Source organism: Sporosarcina jiandibaonis, assembly GCF_013184495.1.
Classification (GTDB): domain Bacteria; phylum Bacillota; class Bacilli; order Bacillales_A; family Planococcaceae; genus Sporosarcina; species Sporosarcina jiandibaonis.
Genome location: NZ_JAAOIY010000004.1, coordinates 186955 through 207262, shown reverse-complemented (window position 1 = coordinate 207262; position 20308 = coordinate 186955). Strand labels below are relative to the sequence as shown.

Annotated in this window: 17 protein-coding genes; 8 read left to right on the top strand and 9 right to left on the bottom strand. The window is 40.6% G+C overall.

Annotation, left to right across the window (positions count from 1 at the left end; translation table 11 throughout):
* Entirely contained in the window at positions 1-729 is a 729-nt protein-coding gene (locus G8782_RS12290; RefSeq protein ID WP_172371570.1) for a YveK family protein, read from the bottom strand.
* A 161-nt stretch (positions 730-890) separates the two neighbouring features.
* Here G8782_RS12290 and G8782_RS12285 point away from each other — a divergent pair, with 161 nt between their 5' ends.
* On the top strand, positions 891-1706 hold the full coding sequence (locus G8782_RS12285; protein ID WP_172371568.1) for an SGNH/GDSL hydrolase family protein: 816 nt from the start codon (positions 891-893) through the stop codon (positions 1704-1706).
* 15 nt (positions 1707-1721) lie between these two features.
* Positions 1722-2651, top strand: a complete 930-nt coding sequence (tagU, locus tag G8782_RS12280) for a polyisoprenyl-teichoic acid--peptidoglycan teichoic acid transferase TagU (RefSeq protein WP_172371566.1) — start codon at positions 1722-1724, stop codon at positions 2649-2651.
* 206 nt (positions 2652-2857) lie between these two features.
* Here the strand turns inward: tagU and G8782_RS12275 are convergent, their stop codons facing one another.
* Both G8782_RS12275 and gltS read right to left on the bottom strand, forming a co-directional pair.
* The gene (locus tag G8782_RS12275; RefSeq protein WP_172371564.1) at positions 2858-3619 is read right to left on the bottom strand and encodes a hypothetical protein; all 762 of its coding nucleotides are present in this window, start codon (positions 3617-3619) and stop codon (positions 2858-2860) included.
* Positions 3620-3673: 54 nt separating this feature from the next.
* Positions 3674-4867: a sodium/glutamate symporter gene (gene gltS, locus G8782_RS12270; RefSeq protein ID WP_172371562.1), complete on the bottom strand. Its 1194-nt coding sequence runs from the start codon at positions 4865-4867 to the stop codon at positions 3674-3676.
* A gap of 151 nt (positions 4868-5018) precedes the next feature.
* Between gltS and G8782_RS12265 the strand changes: the two genes are divergently transcribed.
* Positions 5019-5897 carry a LysR family transcriptional regulator gene (locus G8782_RS12265; RefSeq protein WP_172371560.1) on the top strand — a complete coding sequence of 293 codons (879 nt, stop codon included), beginning with the start codon at positions 5019-5021 and terminating at the stop codon, positions 5895-5897.
* A gap of 102 nt (positions 5898-5999) precedes the next feature.
* On the opposite strand, the gene G8782_RS12260 is transcribed toward G8782_RS12265, so the two are convergent.
* The 5 genes from G8782_RS12260 to G8782_RS12240 form a co-directional block, all read right to left on the bottom strand.
* The gene (locus G8782_RS12260; RefSeq protein WP_172371558.1) at positions 6000-7067 is read right to left on the bottom strand and encodes a DUF871 domain-containing protein; all 1068 of its coding nucleotides are present in this window, start codon (positions 7065-7067) and stop codon (positions 6000-6002) included.
* 52 nt (positions 7068-7119) lie between these two features.
* On the bottom strand, positions 7120-8499 hold the full coding sequence (locus G8782_RS12255; RefSeq protein ID WP_172371556.1) for a PTS transporter subunit EIIC: 1380 nt from the start codon (positions 8497-8499) through the stop codon (positions 7120-7122).
* 21 nt (positions 8500-8520) lie between these two features.
* Positions 8521-9408 (bottom strand): N-acetylmuramic acid 6-phosphate etherase, encoded by an 888-nt coding sequence (murQ, locus tag G8782_RS12250; RefSeq protein ID WP_172371554.1) that lies wholly within the window; start codon positions 9406-9408, stop codon positions 8521-8523.
* 124 nt (positions 9409-9532) lie between these two features.
* The gene (locus tag G8782_RS12245; RefSeq protein ID WP_172371552.1) at positions 9533-10384 is read right to left on the bottom strand and encodes a MurR/RpiR family transcriptional regulator; all 852 of its coding nucleotides are present in this window, start codon (positions 10382-10384) and stop codon (positions 9533-9535) included.
* Between the two features lie 496 nt (positions 10385-10880).
* Complete coding sequence (locus G8782_RS12240) at positions 10881-13943, bottom strand: InlB B-repeat-containing protein (protein ID WP_172371550.1); 3063 nt, start codon at positions 13941-13943, stop codon at positions 10881-10883.
* A gap of 746 nt (positions 13944-14689) precedes the next feature.
* Here G8782_RS12240 and G8782_RS12235 point away from each other — a divergent pair.
* Positions 14690-15757, top strand: coding sequence for a C40 family peptidase (locus G8782_RS12235; RefSeq protein WP_172371548.1), 1068 nt, complete (start codon positions 14690-14692; stop codon positions 15755-15757).
* 39 nt (positions 15758-15796) lie between these two features.
* On the opposite strand, the gene G8782_RS12230 is transcribed toward G8782_RS12235, so the two are convergent.
* Positions 15797-17041 (bottom strand): S1C family serine protease, encoded by a 1245-nt coding sequence (locus tag G8782_RS12230; RefSeq protein ID WP_172371546.1) that lies wholly within the window; start codon positions 17039-17041, stop codon positions 15797-15799.
* 341 nt (positions 17042-17382) lie between these two features.
* On the opposite strand from G8782_RS12230, the gene G8782_RS12225 reads away from it, so the two are divergent.
* The 4 genes from G8782_RS12225 (at position 17383) to G8782_RS12210 (ending at position 20298) form a co-directional block, all read left to right on the top strand.
* Positions 17383-17787, top strand: a complete 405-nt coding sequence (locus G8782_RS12225; RefSeq protein ID WP_172371544.1) for a hypothetical protein — start codon at positions 17383-17385, stop codon at positions 17785-17787.
* A gap of 63 nt (positions 17788-17850) precedes the next feature.
* Positions 17851-18612, top strand: coding sequence for a hypothetical protein (locus tag G8782_RS12220; protein WP_172371543.1), 762 nt, complete (start codon positions 17851-17853; stop codon positions 18610-18612).
* 67 nt (positions 18613-18679) lie between these two features.
* On the top strand, positions 18680-19183 hold the full coding sequence (locus tag G8782_RS12215) for a hypothetical protein (protein ID WP_172371541.1): 504 nt from the start codon (positions 18680-18682) through the stop codon (positions 19181-19183).
* Positions 19184-19572: 389 nt separating this feature from the next.
* Positions 19573-20298, top strand: coding sequence for a WecB/TagA/CpsF family glycosyltransferase (locus G8782_RS12210; RefSeq protein ID WP_172371539.1), 726 nt, complete (start codon positions 19573-19575; stop codon positions 20296-20298).
* Positions 20299-20308 lie beyond the last annotated feature (10 nt).

Sequence of the window (20308 nt, the reverse complement as noted above, 5' to 3'; positions counted from 1 at the left end):
TTATCCCCTCCGTCTTCTTTGTGTAATTTTTATTTGTGACATTTTAATATCTTCATCTGGAATAGGACTAATTAGCCCTAATATCGGCAATTCCAAATAATCTTCAATATCTTGTTCCGTCTTCATAGTCGTATCCAAATATTCAAGTAAGAATGCAATTCCGACACCAATCATCAATCCAATTACAGCTGCAATTGCCATATTTAGCATGGGATCAGGCTTAACGGGTGACGGGTTCGGTCCGAGTTCTGCTGGCGTAAGTATGTTGACGTTATCGACATTCATTAATCTTTTAATTTCACTTTGAAAAACTGTCGCGATTTTATTGGCTAGTTCGACTGCCATTTTCGGATCTTCGTCTTGAACCGAAATATTGACGACTTGTGAATTCTGTGCACTATTCACAGTTACTTGATTGTTTAAAGCACTTACCGAACGTTCAAGATCAAGTTCTTCTTTTACGATAGCTAGGATTGCTGGACTTTTAATAATCTGATTATATGTATTGATTAATTGTAAGTTCACTTGGATATCTTGTGTGTTAAATTGGTTTTGCTCCTGCTTTGTTTGATTGACTAAGATTTGAGTTGATGATTGATAAATTGGTGTAAGTAACCAAAAACTTACGACACCACTAATTGTAACTGCGATAATCGTAATCAGTGCAATAAGACCTAAACGTTTCTTCAATGTTCTAAATAACTCTTGTAGACTAATTGTTTCTTCCATTCTATATACGTTCTCCTTTACCAGCTACCTCTAATTTTACATCTTCGCCATTATATCACAAATTTTTTAAATTAGACATATGATTTTTTTATGAATTATGGGATAATAGATTAGGACTACTTTAATATTATACTTAATAGTTGCGAGAAAAGGAGATAATGATGAATAAAAAGACCCTGTTCGCCTTCATAGTGCTTACTGGCTGTATTTTACTATTAGTTGGTAGCTATATGCAATGGAAAGGAAAAATTTCCTCTGTTGGCGGAAATACTGAAAAAATAGTTTCTACACCGACACCACCTGTTTCAAATAATGTCGAAACAACCGAAGAAACGTCGGAACCTGATGACGATATCGAACGTTTATTAGCCTTATCTGCTAATGCAGATAAAAAAGTACAGGAGGTTGTTAAGAGTCGTTTGGAATCTGAAGAAAAGATCGACTTTTTAATTATAGGTTCGGAAGTTATGAATCATGGAGATCCGGGGTATGCAGAACAACTTAAATCAGCCCTTGAAAACGCCTATAGTGATCTTATGAATATTTCTATCGTTACTTTTGATGAATCTTCTGATTTATTCATCGAAAATCTCAATGATGAAATAGATTTCAGTAAAGGCTATGACATTATTCTATTTGAACCGTTCACTTTGAATAATAATGGCGTTATTATCGCTGAAGATCAACATCAACACATAAAAACGTTTAAGAATCGATTACAAGATGAAGTTGAGGATGCAGTTCTCGTTTTACATCCTCCACAACCTCTCCATCGAGCAATTTATTATCCGGGCGAAGTTAACTCTATAAAGACATTTGCAATTGATAATAAGATTCCATATATCGACCATTGGACCGAGTGGCCTGATATAAATTCAGATGAATTACCTGATTTTTTAGATGAAGAAAGTATGCCGAATCGTGCCGGCGCTGAAATTTGGGCAAATGCACTTATAAATTATTTTATAGCAGAATAGATGGGGGCAAAGAAGATGAGTAGAATTGAAAAGAGAAAGAAAAAAAGAATTTGGCCATGGATTGTAGGAATTCTTGGGGTGTTTGTTTTAGTAGTGGTTGTTTATGGAATTTTAGTCTTCAAAAGTTTAACAGATACAGCTAAAGGGATTCACGAGCCAATTGACCGTGAAATTTCGGAGAAACGTGATGAACCTGTTGTATTCAAGAATCAAGAGCCTTTCTCGATGCTCGTACTAGGTGTTGATGCCCGGGCCGGCGATAGAGGGCGTTCAGATACAATTATCGTAATGACAGTTAACCCTGAAACAAAATCGACAAAAATGGTCAGTATCCCTCGTGATACATACACCGAAATTATCGGACGCGGCTTTAACGACAAGATTAACCACGCATATGCGTTTGGTGGTATTGAAATGTCAATGGCAACTGTAGAGAATCTATTGGATATTCCAATAGATTATGTTGTTCAAGTGAATATGGAAAGCTTTAAAGATATTGTCGATGCAGTTGGAGGTATTAGTGTCAACAATACGCTAGATTTTAAATCCGGAAGCCACACATTCTCTAAAGGCCAAATTTCGCTAAATGGTAATGAAGCACTTGCATTTGTTCGTATGCGTAAAGAAGATCCACGCGGTGACTTTGGACGTCAAGATCGACAAAAACAAGTCATCCAAGCTGTTTTACGTGAAGGCGCATCGGTAAGTAGTTTATTGAACTATAAGAGTATCTTCGGTGCAATCGGTGATAATGTTAAAACGAATATGACATTTGATGAGATGATTGAAGTTCAGAAGAATTACCGGGATGCAACTGGTAAAGTAGATCAACTTTATATTGAAAAAGGACAAGGTAAGATTATCGATAGTATTTGGTATTACATTTTAAATGATGCGGAATTACAAGGAATTACTGGTGAGTTGAAAGAGCATTTAGAGCTGTAATAAGTGAGTGGTCCCCGTCCGGCTTTGCCGGATGGGGACTTTTTTTGTAGATTTTGAATCCGCGAGGATTGGGACGTTATTTGTGGTTGGGACAACATTATCGGTTATAGCGCTGACATTTTAATAGATTGAGACGACATTCCCGAATTAAAACGACATTATGCTTAATTGAGACAACATTTTCGTAGATTGCGACGACTTCCTGATTAAAAGGGATGCCGAGGCATCCCCTCCCTACCGAATTGTAAAGGGGATTCCATTTGGCCAGGAGTATCTGGTAGTACGGACTTTCCTTCTTTAATCAGATTTAGTGATTTTAGTGCGTAGTGAGCTTCTCTTCTATCGTTAATTTGAAGGAAATCTCTGCATTCTCGATTTGAAATGCTGGTGTCTATTAGCATAAGCCAGTCTTGAATTGATTGGCCGTAATTGTTGGGCTCTTTTTCTTTGCACCATTTGCAATAGCGGCTTTTGTGATTCAAGTAAATCATTGTGGCGTTGCATGTTGAACAGAGTTGTCCTTTTGTTAATAGTTTCGGATCTAGTTTGTAGTAGTTGCAGAGTGGATACGGATTGTATTGCAATCTGTGTTGTTGAATTACATGGCTAAGACTTTTTAATTGATTGGCGGAAAATATCGATGGTTTTCTTTCATTTTCACGCAAGAAAATGGATAACCGTTTTAGATAGATTATCGGTGAATTTGGCGGTGCTGTTTTGACACCTCCGTTTTTATTGGCAAGGATGATACGGCTGGAAACTTCAGCGCGAAAGCCTCTCCTGGCAAGCCAAGTTTTCCTGGGTGACTTCGAGTTGTGTGAGGGGGCATGATTTTGTACGAGAATATGAGTCGTAGAGACGATAAATTTATTGATTGGGACAACATTATAGTTGATTGCGCCGACATTCTGGGATTGAGATGACATTGCGAGTGATAGAGAAGACATTATTTCAAAAAGCGCCAACAATAAAGAAATCTCCTACTCCCCCGTCTAATGAGGGAATAAGAGATTCTATATAGTTTAAGAAAATATATTGATCGTCGTAATAATGATTGGCATTGCAAAGACGTCGACTAAGAATGCACCTACGATGGGTACGACTAAATAGGCTTTTCGGGAGTGCCCGAATTTCTCTGTAATTGCCGCCATATTCGCCATTGCGTTTGGCGTTGCGCCTAAACCGTGACCAGCAAAGCCCCCGACCATAACTGCCGCGTCGAATGATTTTCCGAGCAAACGGAAGAGAACGAAAATCCCGAATAGCACGATGAAGATTGCTTGGACGAAAACGATAACCAAGATCGGAAGCGCCAATCCTGTAAGTTCCCAGAGTTTGATACTCATAAGCGCCATTGAAAGGAAAACACCCAATGTGATATCCCCGATTAATTCTACGCTGCGCATTTCCACAATTTCAGGGTTAATCTTATCTACGACGTTTCGTACGATCACTGCGACAAACATCGCACCTACATAACTAGGTAGTACAAATCCAGTTGTCGTGGAGAACAGTTCCGCTAAGTATGAGCCAACTGCCATCGAGAATGTGATTAATAGAAGTTGCGTGAAAAAGCGATTTGAATTGATTGGTTCATTTTTCGTTAATTCATCCGTTTGTGTAGGTTCAGCAGCGTCTTCTGAAGACTTTAAGTTGTATTTCGTGATTAAATGTTTCGCCATTGGTCCACCAATAAGTCCACCAGCGATTAACCCGAAAGTAGCGGCTGCAATCCCGATTGGAAGAGCTGAAGGAACGCCCAGGTCTTCAATTGTTTGACCGAATGCCGTTGCTGCTCCGTGTCCGCCTTCCATAGAAATTGCCCCAGCCATCACGCCGAGTAATGGGTGAATGTCGAATACTTTGGCGAGTGAAATGGCTATCGCGTTTTGTGCTAAGGCTAAAAATCCGCAAGCGAGCCAGTATATGATTAATAACTTTCCACCGAGTTTTACTAACTTGAAGCTGGCGCCGATTCCAACCGTGGTGAAGAATGCGAGCATGAACATGCCCTGTAATGAGGTGTCCAGTGTGACTTCAACCCAATTCAGTTGTTTGAGGATTGCCGCGACAATGGCGAATAATAGCCCCCCTACTACTGGAGCCGGAATACAAAAACGTTTTAAAAGTCCTATTCTTTTGACGAGCAATGTTCCTAGGACGAAAAGTGCAACGGATAAGAATATTGTCGTAACTTGGTTAAGTTCTATTGTCATGGTTGTTCCTCCTTTTATGTTAATGCTTTGAAAGCGTTTTATGTGTGATGACTTGTTGTTTTACATTATAAACAGCTTGATTTATAATTTCTAATATCGAAAAACTATATACCCATTGGTTTTATTAATAAATAGAAGAAGGTGTCCTTCCATGGATCTTAAGCAGTTGAAATATTTTGTGGCGGTTGTTGAGGAAAATAGTTTTACAAAAGCCGCTAAAATCCTTCATATTTCCCAACCGACGTTAAGTCTTTCCATAAAATCACTCGAACAACAGTTAAATACCCAACTTTTCGAGCGAAATACACGTGCTATGCAAATTACAGACGGCGGTCAACTTCTTTATGATCGCGCAAAGAAGTTACTTTTAAAATTATCGATTGTCGAAAAAGAAATTGTCGAGTTGAATGCAACGGGTAAAGGCGAGGTCCATTTAAGCATTATCGAGTCCACTCAAAATTGGATTCCTAAAGTTATTAAAAACTTTAAACAGTCGTATCCGACGATGAAAATTCGTTTTACAGAAATTACGAATAAAAAACATGTCATCCAATCACTTAGAAGTTATAAGACCCATTTAAGTATCACCAATCAACTCGTTGAGGAAGAGGATATCGAATTCATCCCGATTTATACTGAGAAGTTTTTGTTGATTATGCATGAGGATAATAAGCTTTCATCGAAGCAGGATTTGTCGTTTCAAGATTTGAAAGACGAGCCTTTGATTATCACTAAAGAGGGTTATCAAACGAGGGTTAACATATTAGAAGCGTTTGAAGCTGAGGGCGTTGAACCGACGATTATGTTTGAAATCGAGCGTTTTGAAACGGCGTGGAAACTTGTTGAGGAGAATTTGGGGATTGCATTTATTCCAAAGAATTATGCTAAGGATGTTCTTGATTCGCGGGTTGTGATTAAGGAAGTGGATTCTTCTAATTTGACGCGGACAGTATATTTGACTTATATGAAGCATCGGTATTTTCCGGCTGCGATTCGAGAGTTGATTGGAGATATTGAGGGGAATTTTTGATGGGTGTGGGAATTGGGCGGACATCTTTCGGAATTGGACGTAGATTATTGGGGTTTGCGCGGACATCGTAATGAAAGGGATGCTAGGGCACCCCTTTTTTTATTAAACAAATTCAATCTGAAATTTCATGCCACCGTGTATGTATTGTAGTAGCGGTTGGTCTTCTTTTATTATTTGGCCGATGACATTCACTTTTTCATCTGCTTTGAGATCGCGTTTCGTGATTTGTATCTCGCCTTGGTATCGACCATATTTCTCGTTATCAACTGTTATGGATCCAATTGGTCTTTCGACTGTATTTAGTGGCGTCACTGGGCGAGTTCCTATTAACCCGTATTCTCTAGACTCCATTGATCTGATGCAATCTCTTGCTGCATCCCATCGGTTGGTTTGGATGGTTGACAGTATGTCACAGAGCTGTTGATTCGCGGAGAATGGTTTTGCTCGTAGTTTTAGAATCCCTTCTTGGTAAGCTGTGAATTGTGATAGGGTTTCTTCGGTTAGGTTTAGGTCTCCGACTAGGACTTTTTCGACTGAGCAATTTGTGATTAGGTCTAAGTAGGCTTCGAATGGTGAGCTGTGTCGATGGTCTTCTAGTGTGGGTAAGCCTTTGTGTAATGGTCCTCGTAGGTCTGCGTCTCCCGGGATGAAGGCCATGACGTTTAGCCCTTCTTGTTTTAGCCAGTTGTTTACTTTTTGGAATTCTGATTTGTCGAGTCCTGTTTCTGGTCGCGGGTAGAAGTTATGCCATGCTTCTACGGAGTTTATTCGCAAACCGCCTGATTTTAATCTTTCAAGGATTTCTTTTGTTAATGTGCTGGCGTTCAGGGCGATTTTCATTTCCTTGGATAATTTGATCATTGCTTCTTCGGAAATGCCGTAGTCTAATCTTAGTCCTGTGACGCCCCATTCGAGGAGTCCGGCGGCGTTTTCCCAGGTGAAGCCGAGGTGGCCGAGGGATTTTGGCGAGATGTCGGCCATGAGTTCCATGTTGTTGCGTTTGGCGGCTGACCCTAGTGCGCGTAAGCGTTCTGTGTATTTTGTTGGATCGTCTTCTGGGATGTGCAGGGATGTGAAGATTGATGTGAATCCTGCTCCCCGCATTTTGTTTAAGTATGTATCGAAGTCTTTTATGATGTCGTTTCCTAGGTATACTGATACTCCTAGCATTTTTATGTCACTCCTTTGTTAATTTAAAAAAGAGAGGGTTGCCCCCCTCCTCTCATATTCCTTCAGACATTTCTTCCTTGAACCCAAACGTATAGGTGAATATGAATCCGAATGTGTACGCGATGACCAAGCCGATGAAGTAGAACAGGTATTGGTTGTTCGCGATTAGCGGGATTAGTGAAATACCTGATACGCCGATTCCCGATGCTGCGACTTTCATCATCGCTTGGAATGCTCCTCCGACTGCTCCGCCCATACAAGCTGTGATGAACGGGCGACCTAGAGGAAGCGTTACCCCGTAAAGTAGCGGCTCCCCGATTCCGAGGAATCCGACTGGAAGTGCTCCTTTGATGATGTTGCGTAAGCGTTTGTTTTTCGTTTTCACGAAGATCGCGATTGCCGCGCCGACTTGACCTGCGCCCGCCATTGCTAGTATTGGTAATAGCGCTGTGTAACTTAGCGTTTCGATTAATTCCAAATGGATCGGCGTTAGTCCGTGGTGAAGTCCTGCCATGACGAGCGGCAAGAAGAAACCTGCGAGAATTGCACCCGCGACGACTCCGCCTACGTCAAGAATCGAGTTGATGCCTGATGTGATGGCATCCGATAATACGCCTGCGACCGGCATGATTGCATAAAGTGAAAAGAATCCGACGATTAATAGCGTTAATAATGGTGTAAAGATGATGTCAACTGCAGCTGGCATGACTTTACGAACTCGTTTTTCGACTACGGTCATGAGGAATGCTGCGAAAATGACGCCGAATAATCCGCCGCGACCGGAGACTAATGGTTCGCCGTAAATCACGATATCTGCGAGCGCCGGATGGAATAATGTCGCTCCTGCGATGGCGCCGAGTACCGGTGTGCCTCCGAATTCTTTCGCCGTGTTCCAACCGACCAAAATGGCCAGGTACATGAAGACGCCACTACCTAGAACGAGAAGGATTTGCATCCAAGTTGTTGTTGCATCGTAGCCCGCGTTTTTGGCGAAGTTCGCCGCCCCGTTCAGTAATCCCGATGCGACAAGACCTGGGATTAATGGAATGAAGATGTTACCGATTCTGCGTAAGAGCATTTTGAATGGCGTCTTGTTTTTCTCTTTTCGTTTCGCGTTGTCGAGCGCCGCTTTTTCGCTGAATGTCAGTTCGCCCTCGGCTGGACCGGCGTCTTCGCCAATCGCTAGTCCTGTCGTTTTGCTCATTTCTGCAGCGACTCTATTGACTGTTCCTGGACCGACGACGACTTGGAGCGTGTCGTCATCGATGACGCCCATGACGCCGTCGACTTTTTTGAGTGCGTCGATGTTCGCTTTACTACGGTCTTTCAAAAGTAAGCGCAGACGAGTCATACAATGCGATAGTCGTTGAATGTTTTCTTTGCCGCCGACATGTTCGAATATATCGGCGGCCATGCGTTCCTCTTTCTTCACTTCAATCCCCCACTTTTCATTTTATTTTATTGATTGTCGGACAAAGCCATTTGATTCTGTTAGTTTTTCGACTGCTTCATTATATGAACATTTTAATAGAATCATAACAATGGCGGTTTTTACATGATGCTGCGCTTTTTCGTAATAGCTTGCGGCCGTTTCATAGTCGACCCCGGTCGCTTCCATGATAATGCGTTTGGAGCGTTCTATTAATTTTTCATTGGTCGCTTGGACGTCCACCATCAGATTCTCGTACGCTTTTCCGATGCCGATCATGGATGCTGTCGAAATCATGTTCAGGACGAGTTTTTGTGCAGTGCCCGCTTTTAGTCTTGTGGAGCCTGTTAAGACTTCTGAGCCAGTTTCGATTTCGATTGCTATGTCAGCGTGCTTGCTCATTTCTGCGTTTTTATTGCAGGAGATGGCTGCTGTTGTTGCGTTTAGTTCTTTAGCGTAATTTAGTGCGCCGATTACGTAAGGCGTCCGGCCGCTTGCTGCGATTCCGATGACCGTGTCGTTTTCTGTAAGGTTGATTGATTTCATGTCTTTCTCGCCTAGTGGTGCGCTATCTTCGGCGCCTTCCACGGCGACTGTAAACGCTTTCATTCCACCGGCAATAAAACCTTGGACGAGGTCTTTAGATACTCCGAAAGTTGGTACGCATTCGACTGCATCGAGGATTCCTAATCGGCCGCTTGTTCCTGCGCCTACATAAATCAAACGCCCGCCGTTGTTGAAAGAATTAATGACTGCTTTCACTACTTTTTCGATGCTGTCGATTTCATTTTCGACTGCTTGGGGAACTGTTTTGTCTTCTTCGTTCATCGCGATCAAAATTTCTTTTGGCGACATTTCATCTAATTGCATCGTGTTTGGATTTCTTGTTTCGGTTGCTAATTTTTCTAGCATTCAATCACCTCTCTAGTAAACTACTTTATAGTTTTATTGTAGCTTTGTGAAATTATATGTCAATGGTGTTTTGGTTATCCGTGAAATTAAATTTCATTTTGGCGGAAAGAAAGACTTAGTCGAATTATCGTCTTAACTGTTCCATTTCCTTTCTTGCGTCATGGTAGTGTTTGATGACTTTGGCTCCGATTTGATGGAAAACACTCATGTATAGGGTGTCGATTATTGTCAGCTGCGTCATGCGTGATGGGATGCTTCCGATTCTGAAATCTTGTTCGACGTTCGGCGTACAGAGGTTGATGTCCGCTAATCTGTGTAGAGTCGATTTATCATCGAGATTGGTTATCGCGATTACTGTTGCGCCTGTTTTTTGCGCGAACTGCGCGAGTTCTATGACATCTTTCGTCATACCTGATGTGCTGATGGCGATGAAGACGTCCCCTTTTTGCAGGTATGGAATCACGGTCAACAAGTAATGGAAATCTGTTGATGTGATGGAATGATAGCCGAGTCTTGTGAATTTGTAATGGGCGTCTACTGCTGCGATGGATGATCCACCTACTCCGAAGAAGACGATTTTTTTTGCTGATTTGATTGTGGCGACTGCGGCGTCGAGTTCTTTTTTGTTCATTGAGTCGGTGCATGAGTCGATCGCGAATTTGTTAACTTGGATGACTTTTTGGAACAGATCGTATGGTGAATCGTTCTTTTTTAGGTTTGTGACGTCCGTGATATTCATTTCGGCGATTGTCAGGTCTCTGACTAGCGCGAGTTTGAACGATTTGAAACTCCCCATTCCGATCGATTTGCAGAAACGGACGATGCTCGCTTCTGATACGCCGGTTTTGGTGGAAAGTTCTTTTGTTGTCATGTTCGGGATCAGGTCTGGGTTTTGAATGACGTATTTGGCGATTTGTTTTTCGGCGGCGGATAGGGATTCTAGTTGTTGTTTTATTGATTTTATTATGGATGGCATTGTGTGGCTCCTTTCAAAGGTTGTAGGATGATTATCGCATGGAATTGTTGGGGTGGGTAGTTTTTTGTGATTAGCTTTTAAAGGCACTTGAAAAGGGATGCCAGCGGCATCCCTTTTCTTCTAGTCTTTAGCTTTTGGTTTTTTATCGATTTTACAGAGGGAGATTTTTTGGCCACATGTATCTGGTCGCTACGGAATTTCCGGTTTTATTCAAAGGAAGCGATTTTATGGCGTAACGGGCAGCATCTTTGTTTTTCAGTTGTAGAAATTCGCGACATTCTCGATTTGAGATCGAGTTGTTGATTAGCGTGAAATAATCTATTAGTGTTTCGCTGTAATTATTAGGTGCTGTCAAAAGGGCAATAAGGAAAAGGGATGCCGAGGCATCCCTTCTTAACTCATATATAAGTTTTGTAGTCTTGTTGGATTTACTCAAGACAGCCTTCGAAATCTTATTGTGATTTTTTTACTGTTATTCCTTATACCAGCATTTCCATCATAACTTCAAACCTCTGACTGTTGAATAAGAACTGTACCTTTTTGTCCCGTTCACGATTCTGTAGGCACGTACTTTGTAGTAGTAAATTTTGCCTCTTGAGAGACTTTTATTGGTGTAGCTTAGTGTAGAATTGCTTGTTATAGTTTTGACTTTCGTATATTTCCCCGATTTTGACGTTGCTCGATACACCTCATAACCACTTGCTTCTCCCACCTTATTCCATGAAAATTTAACAGATGATCTGCTCACTTTGGCAATTGCGCTCCTGCTCGGTGTTGCTAATACTGGTTTCGCACTTTTAATAGGTGTGTATGAACTATATACTTTGACTTTGTCTACTGTTCGGTAAGCTCTAATTTTATAATAATAAGTTTTTCCGGTGCTCAAGCCACTGTTTGTATAGCTGACTTTAGAACCACCTGCGATTGTTGCGATTTTAGTGTAAGTTCCACTTTTGGAAGTAGCTCGATAAATCTCATATCCAGCTGCGCCAGATACTTTTGTCCAAGATACCTTGGTCTTGTTATAGCCAGCCGAAGAAGCGCTGGTACTTTTCGGAGTTGCAGTGTTCTTCACAAATTTCGCGTACAGGGTCTTATTTGCTTTGATTTTTTCATCAGAACTAAACTTTTTAGTAAGTTTAGTGTCATGATACCAACCGATAAAAGTGTAGCCCGATTTTTTCGGTTTGTACGAAGCTACCTTCGTGTTGTAATTGGCCTTTACTGATTTCAAAGTAGTTGAACCGTTTTTATAGGTGACGGTGTAAGTTTTTATTTTATACTGTGCCGTAATTATCAGGTCGGTCGTTACTGATGAGAAATTTTTATCCCAGCCGATAAATGTATAACCTGTTCTTACCGGTGGCGGATTAGGTGCAAAAGCTGATGACCCGTGCATTACATGATAGTTAGATAATTCCTTACCGTTATAGTCCTTAAAAATAACCCGATAACTTGATTCATGGTAGTTTGCTTTCACGATAATATCTGATGTTATATAGTGAAGGAGATGATCCCATCCAGAGAAAGTATATCCGATTCTAATTGGCGCTTCCGGGGGTTCTACTGAATCCCCATGATAAACAGACTTAGTTTCAATCGTTTTACCATCATAAGTTTGAAAGGTCACGGAATAACTATGCGCTTTATATTGGGCTGTTACCGTTAAGTTTGCTGATATGTTACTGAAATCCTTATCCCAACCGGTAAAAATGTGGCCTTCCCTAGTAGGAGAATACGGTGGGTTTGCCGAATCCCCTTTCAATACTCGCTCAGTTTTTAATATTGTTCCATTGTCATCTTTAAATGTGACCGTATAGGGTTCTTTCACAATAATTCGAAATGATGTGTGCAACCCTTCAAAACGGACAGATACTGAGGGATTACCAATATAATTTGTAGCATCTCTAGGGATCATGCTCTGCGTCACGTCAACGTCAGCTTCATTTCCCCAGTTGGTTAAAGTTGTAATTACAGCTCCAGTTAAATCAATTGGTTCGCCCCTGGCATAGACAGTTTTTTCGGGGTCAGACTTCATTTTAATTGCTATATTATGTTCTTTTCCAGTATAAACTTCCTGGCCCCGTAACTTGGGGAACGGGTAGGAATTTTTACCATCCATTGTCCAAATTGCACCAAAATCAAAGCCCTCGAAACTAGCTTGCTGCTTCATTTCTTCTTGATCAGATAATTTTGTGCCTACAGCAGTGCCCGAATTGATCCAATAATAACTATTGGCGACAGTTCCTGTAAATAGACCAACAACCTGGCCATGGGAACCGTATGTCAGTGAGCCGTTTACTCTACCTGCATTGTAGGTAGTTTGAATTGTCGAATCAGTTCCTTGGCCAACGATTCCTCCGGTATAGTATCTGCCATCTATTTTTCCTAAGTTGAAACTGTCTTTGACATGGGAAGTTGATGAATATCCATAGATACCTCCTGAGGTATTTCCATTAATATCTCCTGAATTATATGCTTCAACTGTCATGGAGTTAGAAGCATGACCTGCAATTCCGCCTGCATAGGACAAGTTACTTACGTCTCCTGAATTATTAGCTTTTAAAATCTTCGTATTGCTCGATATTGCACCAGCAATCCCCCCACCTATCCCGTACTGAACAGTACTAGACACACTCCCACGGTTTGAAATATTGTTTAGGGTTGACGCGGATGCAGTGCCGACAATTCCACCTCCCGATTTTGAAGAGGCACCGTATGTTATATCTCCTGTATTATAGCTTTCATTGATAGAAGAATTGCTAATCGCACCGGCAATTCCACCGGAAATCTGACCATGTTCGTTCTCTTTATTAATCTCAGCATCATTAAATGAGTTAGTGATACTAGTATAGTAGGCTTTTCCCACTATTCCCCCAGTCGCGGTTTTCCCTTTAATCACAGCACGATTATGGCTGCTGGATATTTTGGAAGGAGTAGCTGATCGGGAATCAATCGAACCAACAATTCCCCCCGCGTAACTTGAAATGTTTGAAAATGCATACACGGGATTTTCATTGTAAGAATTTGTGATATCAATATTGTAGCCAAAGCCAATAATCCCGCCCACGACCGCTTCAGCTGTGGATGAATCGATTGAGGTGTTCTCTACTTTAATTTCCCCATTAACCATTCCAAGGTTCTTCACTTCAGCACTTCTGGCATACCCGATTAATCCAGCATAGACTTTGCTTTCTGTTAATATGTCTATCTTCAAACCGATTATTTTATAACCATTGCCATCCAACACTCCGCTAAAAGGAAGGCTCTCGGTACCAATCGGGTTCCATCCAGCACCTTCCCGATAGAATTCTCCACCCACTGTAATGGCATCCGAGAGATTAATATCGTTCATTAGGATGTATTTCCCACTATAGTTATTCCTGATATTATCTAAATCTGACGGGTTGTAAATTCCTACATATCCCGCTGGTACCTCTGTAAGTTGTGTAAACGAATCATCGGCATTTTCTGCTGCTGTAACAAAGTTAGGAATTAAAGCTAGAGTTAGCAGCATTGCACAAATGCAATTAGCCGCCCCTATTAATAAACTTTTCATTATACATTCTCCTCTTTGAGTAGTAGGGGTTCGGTCAAACCTCTTATAGCTCTATTTACTAGTATAAGTTAGCATTGCATTAAATAACACAAGAATTTAATGTTTTCCTAAAACTCTTCTAACTATATAGATATCACTTTCAAAAATGAATAAGAATGCCGTGATTTTCCTTTTAACTGGTTATAAATAATAACGGAAACCACCGTTGCAAGGACATTTTATTGGATAGCGTTGACAGCATGGGAGCCGGGGGAAATTGGGAGGACATCTTTTGTGATTGAGCGGACATAATTAGTGGATTTGAGAGATTGAGAGGACATAATTAGTAATTGCGCGGACATCATGCAGGCCGGGGGAAATTGGGAGGATATCTTTTGTGATTGAGCGAATATAATCGGCGAATTTAGGAGATTAAGAGGACATAATTAACGATTGCGCGGACATCGTGGGGGCCCGACGAAATTGGGAGGATATCTTTTGTCATTCAGCTGACATAATCGACGGATTTGAGAGATTGGGAGGATATTATAAGTAATTGCGCGGACAACTCATAGGGGTTGGGCTAATTCAACTACTCTCTCCGCACTTTATTCCAAAAATCGTCTTTTGTAATATAACTGTAATATATCTGTAATTGAAATGACGTTGTTATTTGGTTTAATTACCTATAAAGTGATAAGTAGGAAAAATTAACCGTAAGTTTAGGACTATATAGAATATAAAAAAACTTAGTTAGGGGATAAATAATGAGAAAAGTTGTCATTTCATTAGTAACCGCGGCATCAATTCTATTAACGACCGCTACTATCGACGCACAAGCCTCTGAGAATGTTGGACAAGCAAGCATTAAGACTGAATCTTCTTACACATACGAGACAGTGACGAAAGTTTCATCTACTAAAGCAACTGCTAAATCTGGTAGTTTCAAATTAAAGTATAATACGAATGTCCGCACCGATGCGGGAACAAAGAACAAAATTGTTATTACAGCGAAAAAAGGATCGACTGCTAAGGCGACTCATCAGAAAAGAGTCGGGAAAGAAACTTGGTATAAAGTTAGCGTTAGCGGAAAATCAGGTTGGGTTCTAAGTACACTGCTTACACCAGCGAAAACTGTAGCAAAGAAAGCACCGGCTAAAGCGCCAGCAAAAAAAGCGGCTCCGAAAGCGACTGCTAAAGCTGCTAGCGGTTCATTCACAACAAAATACAATTCAAATATCCGCTCGAATGCGGGAACAAATAATAAAATTGTTACTCTAGCTAAAAAAGGAACAAAAGTTACTGCTACTGCTCAGAAGAAAGTTGGTAAAACAACTTGGTACAGAGTAAACGCAAATGGCAAGACTGGTTGGGTTTCCGGTGATTTATTGGCGAAAGCATCTACTGCAAAAGCAAAGGCGACAACCAAAGCGAAAGCGACAACAACTGCTACAAAAACGAAAAAAGCGTCAAACACTAGTTTTTCATCTGATCTAATTGCAAATGCAATGAAACTTCGTGGTATACCTTACCGCTATGGTGGATCGACGACAAGCGGTTTTGACTGCAGTGGATATGTTCAATATGTATTCAAGCAAGCTGGAAAAAGCGTTCCACGTGCTACAACTGGTCAATTTGCAGCAACAACAAAAGTTTCGAATCCACAACCAGGCGATTTAGTATTCTTCGCAGGGACGTACCGCGCAGGTATTTCGCATGTTGGGATTTACATCGGAAATAACCAGTTCATTCATTCTGGCGGAAAAAATGTACACGTTCGTAGTTTGAGCGATCCTTATTGGAGCAAGTACTTCCATAGTTTTAGAAGCTTCTAAATAGAAATGCACAGTCGATTTTTCTCGACTGTGCATTTTTTATTGTTCAATATTTTTAATTGCGTAATCGCCGTACTCGTCTATGACGACTGTAAATGTTGCCGCGTAGTCGATTGTTTTGACTTCATCAATTTCCTTGTCGTGGAAAGTAAATGTTGCATTCGCTTTTACAATTGCTTCAGTCTCGCCGATTTCAACGCTTGTGATTGTCGATTTTACTGCTTCAAAGACTCTATGTTCGCTAAATAATTCTTGTACTTGTCGAACGCCTTCTTTTGCAGCCTGACTTCCTGGCAATAAATATGTCCAATAGTATTCTAGCTTTTTATCGTTGAGTGAGTAAGGGATTAATTCATAATAACTGTTGATGAAGCTTCTGAGCAATTCATCATCCAAATAGGCGCCTTCGATTGTAATGTCTTCTTGTTCCTCGACGACATCCTTCGCGCTGGATGCCCATTTGTTTAGTTGGTCGATGACCGTGTATATGGGAATCGCGTAGCCAATGCTAGGATTATTTTCAAGGATTAGCGAATTGATGCCGATAATCCGGTCTGTGCCCGCATCGATTAATGGTCCTCCGCTGGAGCCTTGTTTAATCGTCGCGTCCATTTCGTAAAGATTTTTGTAATCGTAGTCATCGAAGAAACTTTTTCCGAAGCTAGTAATCTTTCCTTCCGTTGACGTGTTGGCGATGTTTTCGGGACTGCCCAACGCAAAGACTTTCGTGCCGACGGGAACTCTCGACAGCTCCATTTCCATCGGTTGCTTCCCTGCTAAATCATGAACTCGGATAAGTGCAATGTCAATTGTGTCTGAAATCCCGATGATTTGTCCGTTAAATTGTTGCCCATTGCTATTTGTGACTGTTATGTATGCTGCATCTTTCGCAACATGGGCGTTTGTTACGATGTCGCCTTTTGTGTTGAACAGAAAGCCGGAACCTTGCTGTAAATCGGAATCGATCGTGTAGACATAAGATTTGGCATTCGCGATGGTTGACGACAAATCTGGTTCAGGGGCAACCGGGACTTCTATTTTTTCTATCTTCTCTGCCTCTTCTACCTCTTCTGCCTCATCCTCTACTTCTCCAACCGGTTCCTCTTCCGGAATCGATTCTTTATCGATTTCCATGCCTTCTAAAGCTATTTTACTGAAGGAATCCGGCTTTAAGCCAGGCTCAGAAGCAGTTTTAATTTGTCCGATTTGACCCAAAAGGCCGACTAAAACCGCGATTAATAATAGTAATATGATGCCTTTTAAAAGGGTTCTTTTATTGTTCATTTTCTCAACTCGATTCTACGTGTATTCCCTATTCTTACAGACGTTTGGGTACTTTTTTTGTTTCGTAAATATATATGAATAGTATAGCAGATTTCTATTTGGAAATGTTTTAACAAAGTACTAGAACAGTTATGCATTCTACAATCTTCATATGTAGAGCTTTAATTTCCATCAATAAAATGGAAATAGTAAACGAAAGTGGCATAGGAAAGTAGACGTTAGATACTTTCCTATGCCACTTCGGAGTGACGAAATGAAACTAAAAATCTTTTATACTTTAAGTAGTAGAAAAGCCTAACAGAACCTCGGAGGGAGTGGTTTTTATAAAAAACAGGCTCGGTATGTCACTACTAATCCCTGTCATATTATGTTTGGGATTTGTTTACGCAAACGTCCAAGCAACTTCCACTCTTTCAAATTGGTATTACGACACTTCTCAAAAGGAGGATGAAGTAATAAGTTCAACTGTAGAGACTGATGTTTGGACAACCTTTAAGCTGCTAGATGTTTTCATTGTAGAAACTAGACAAGATGCTACTACTGCAATTGAAGAGTCTCGCAACAAACAGTTAGAAGAATCAAAAGCCTATATCGAAGTAGTAGTATCAGGAATGAAGGAACAAGTCAATCAAACCGTAACTGACTTAGAAAAAGAAGGTTTCGATGCGTTTGTTAAAAGCAGGAATATTGGAGATGAAATCGAGCAGGATGTTACAACTATGTTGGTAGAAATTCTAGGCGATTAAATATCACTGACTTGAGGTTTACGGGCAAATTTCAAAAATATAGCACATAAAGGGGAAATTACAATGTTAAAATCAATGAAAAGTAAGGTAACCGCAATCGCGGCAGCATTTGTATTAGTATCGGGGGCTTCGGTTGCATTTGGTGCTTCAGATGCTGGAGCAAAATTAAGAACGTGGTTTGATGCACAGTTTAATCCAACAAAGGTAGTTGTTGAAAAAGATGTTAAAGCGTACTTATCTGATGAAATGGACAGTTTCCACAATGAATTTAATGGGCTAATATCTGAAGGCGTAACAACCATTCAGGATACTGGAATAAGTGAAACTGGAAAAGCTAAAGACGGTATCGAGACAGCAGCTACTGAACATATTGACTCAATTAGTAATACGAAAAAAGAGATCGAAAGGTATATGGACTCTGAATTCGGGAAGCTTAAATCAGATGCAGAGACTCGATTAAACGAGGCCACTGCTGAATTTAAAAATGATGGATATATGAGAAGGCAATTAAACGCTGAAGCAAGCACCGCTCGTAAAACTTTAACTGATGAACTTAATGCTTCAAAAAGTAGTGCACTTAATGATCTAGAGAATGCAATTGAGGGCGCAAAATCTGAAATACTAACTTCATTGCAACAGAAATCAGCCACTACTACTGAAGAGATTATGTTAAAAATTGATAGCAAAATCGATGCACTTCGTATAACTTTCAGTGAAGCCCAGCAGCAAATAGTGAGTGTGCATCGTGTTGCCATTAAAGAACTAGCTGAAAAACTGGAAAGCGAGGCCAAAAAGGCGATGCAAGATTTAGTTAATGGAATTTAACAATCACTCATGCGAAATAAGGACCTCCTATTCCGGGGTCCTTATTCTTTTAAATGGAGGAATACCTATGAGAGATAAACTCAAAATTTTTCAAATAAGGCTTGCGTTCAAAAGAATATTGATTGTTGTTGGGGCCTTATTTTTAAGTATTAGTATTGGCAGTGGTGTGAAATCTGCTTTTGCCGGTCAAGATATCAATAGTTTATTGACTAATTGGTTCAATAGTAAAAAGACGGAATCGATTAACCAAATTGATAAGGCTATTACAAATGAAAAAGAGTTACTGATGGTGGAATTGAAGAAAGGGTTGCAAGCGGAAATTCAGCATGCTGAAGACGAGCTAGCTCAATTTACGCAGGATGAAATTGAGCTTCGGGTTGAGGGGTTACGTAGTTATGCGGATGAGCTACTCATGAATATGAGCTTTGATAATAGCGATGAACAAGCCGAGATTTCTGCCACTTTGAATGCGATTTATGAACAAGCGCTCAAACAAATGAATGAACTTGCAACAACTGCCGATAAAGAACCGAATGATACGACTGGGGTTGAAGATGAAAATGAAAATTAGATTGATTTAATTCAAAAATACGAAAGATGTATCCACATAGCGATTTTGGGTACGTCTTTTTTTATCGTCTTACTAAAAAAGTAAAGCATTGCATAATTTCTATTGTTTCTTTCTAAAAAATCATGATTCCCCTCGCGGTAACCCACTCCTGGTTGAACATTCCCTAACTATTAATCTATATAGTAATTGGCCTAACCTTATTATTATGATGCTTTTTATCAAGGCTTCTATCTAATGTAGTTAAGATCACGATAATAAGATATGTATTAAGTATCCTAGAAAATAGTTACTATCACTTTTTCTCTTTCCTATATTATCTAGATTCAATAGGCATATGTATGTTATAACTATAAGGAGCTTATTACTTTCCTTAAAAGGAGATCTTCACGATGGATGAAATAAAGATATTGGATATCCCGATTACAAATATAAATAAATTGGAATTACTCAAAGGGATAGATGAGCATTTCCAATCACCTGAAGGGAACTTGTTTTTCGTTACGGCAAATCCCGAAATCATTATGCTGACCAAAAGTTCTACTTCTTATAAAGAAGTGATCAAGTCCGCGGATTATGTTCTGGCTGACGGAATTGGCGTCTTGATTGCATCGAAGATACTGGGGGTCCCCCTCCGCGAGAAGTTGCCCGGATATGAGTTGATGCATGATTTCTTAGCGTATGCGAATTGGCATGGTAAAACAGTCTACTTTTTCGGAGCCAAACCGGGTGTTGCCGAACAAGCTGCGAAAAATGCGAAGGCTGAATATCGCGGGTTGAAAGTGGCGGGCTTCATGGACGGCTATACGAATAAAGGGCCGTTAGTTGCAAATGAAATTGCCGAAACTAAACCCGATTTTGTTTTCGTTGCGATGGGTGCCCCGCTTCAAGAACGTTGGATTGCGAAGTACAAGGATTTATTCCCAACATCGGTATTGGTCGGTGTCGGTGGAAGCTTTGACGTCCTTTCGGGGAATGTGAAGCGTGCCCCTAAGTTCTGGACAAGCAATAACTTGGAGTGGCTCTATCGCCTGGTTACGCAACCTACGAGGGCTAAGCGGATGATGCAAATTCCGTTGTTTTTAGTGAATGTGGTTAGGGAGAGGTTTTCGAAATAATTGTTAGTGA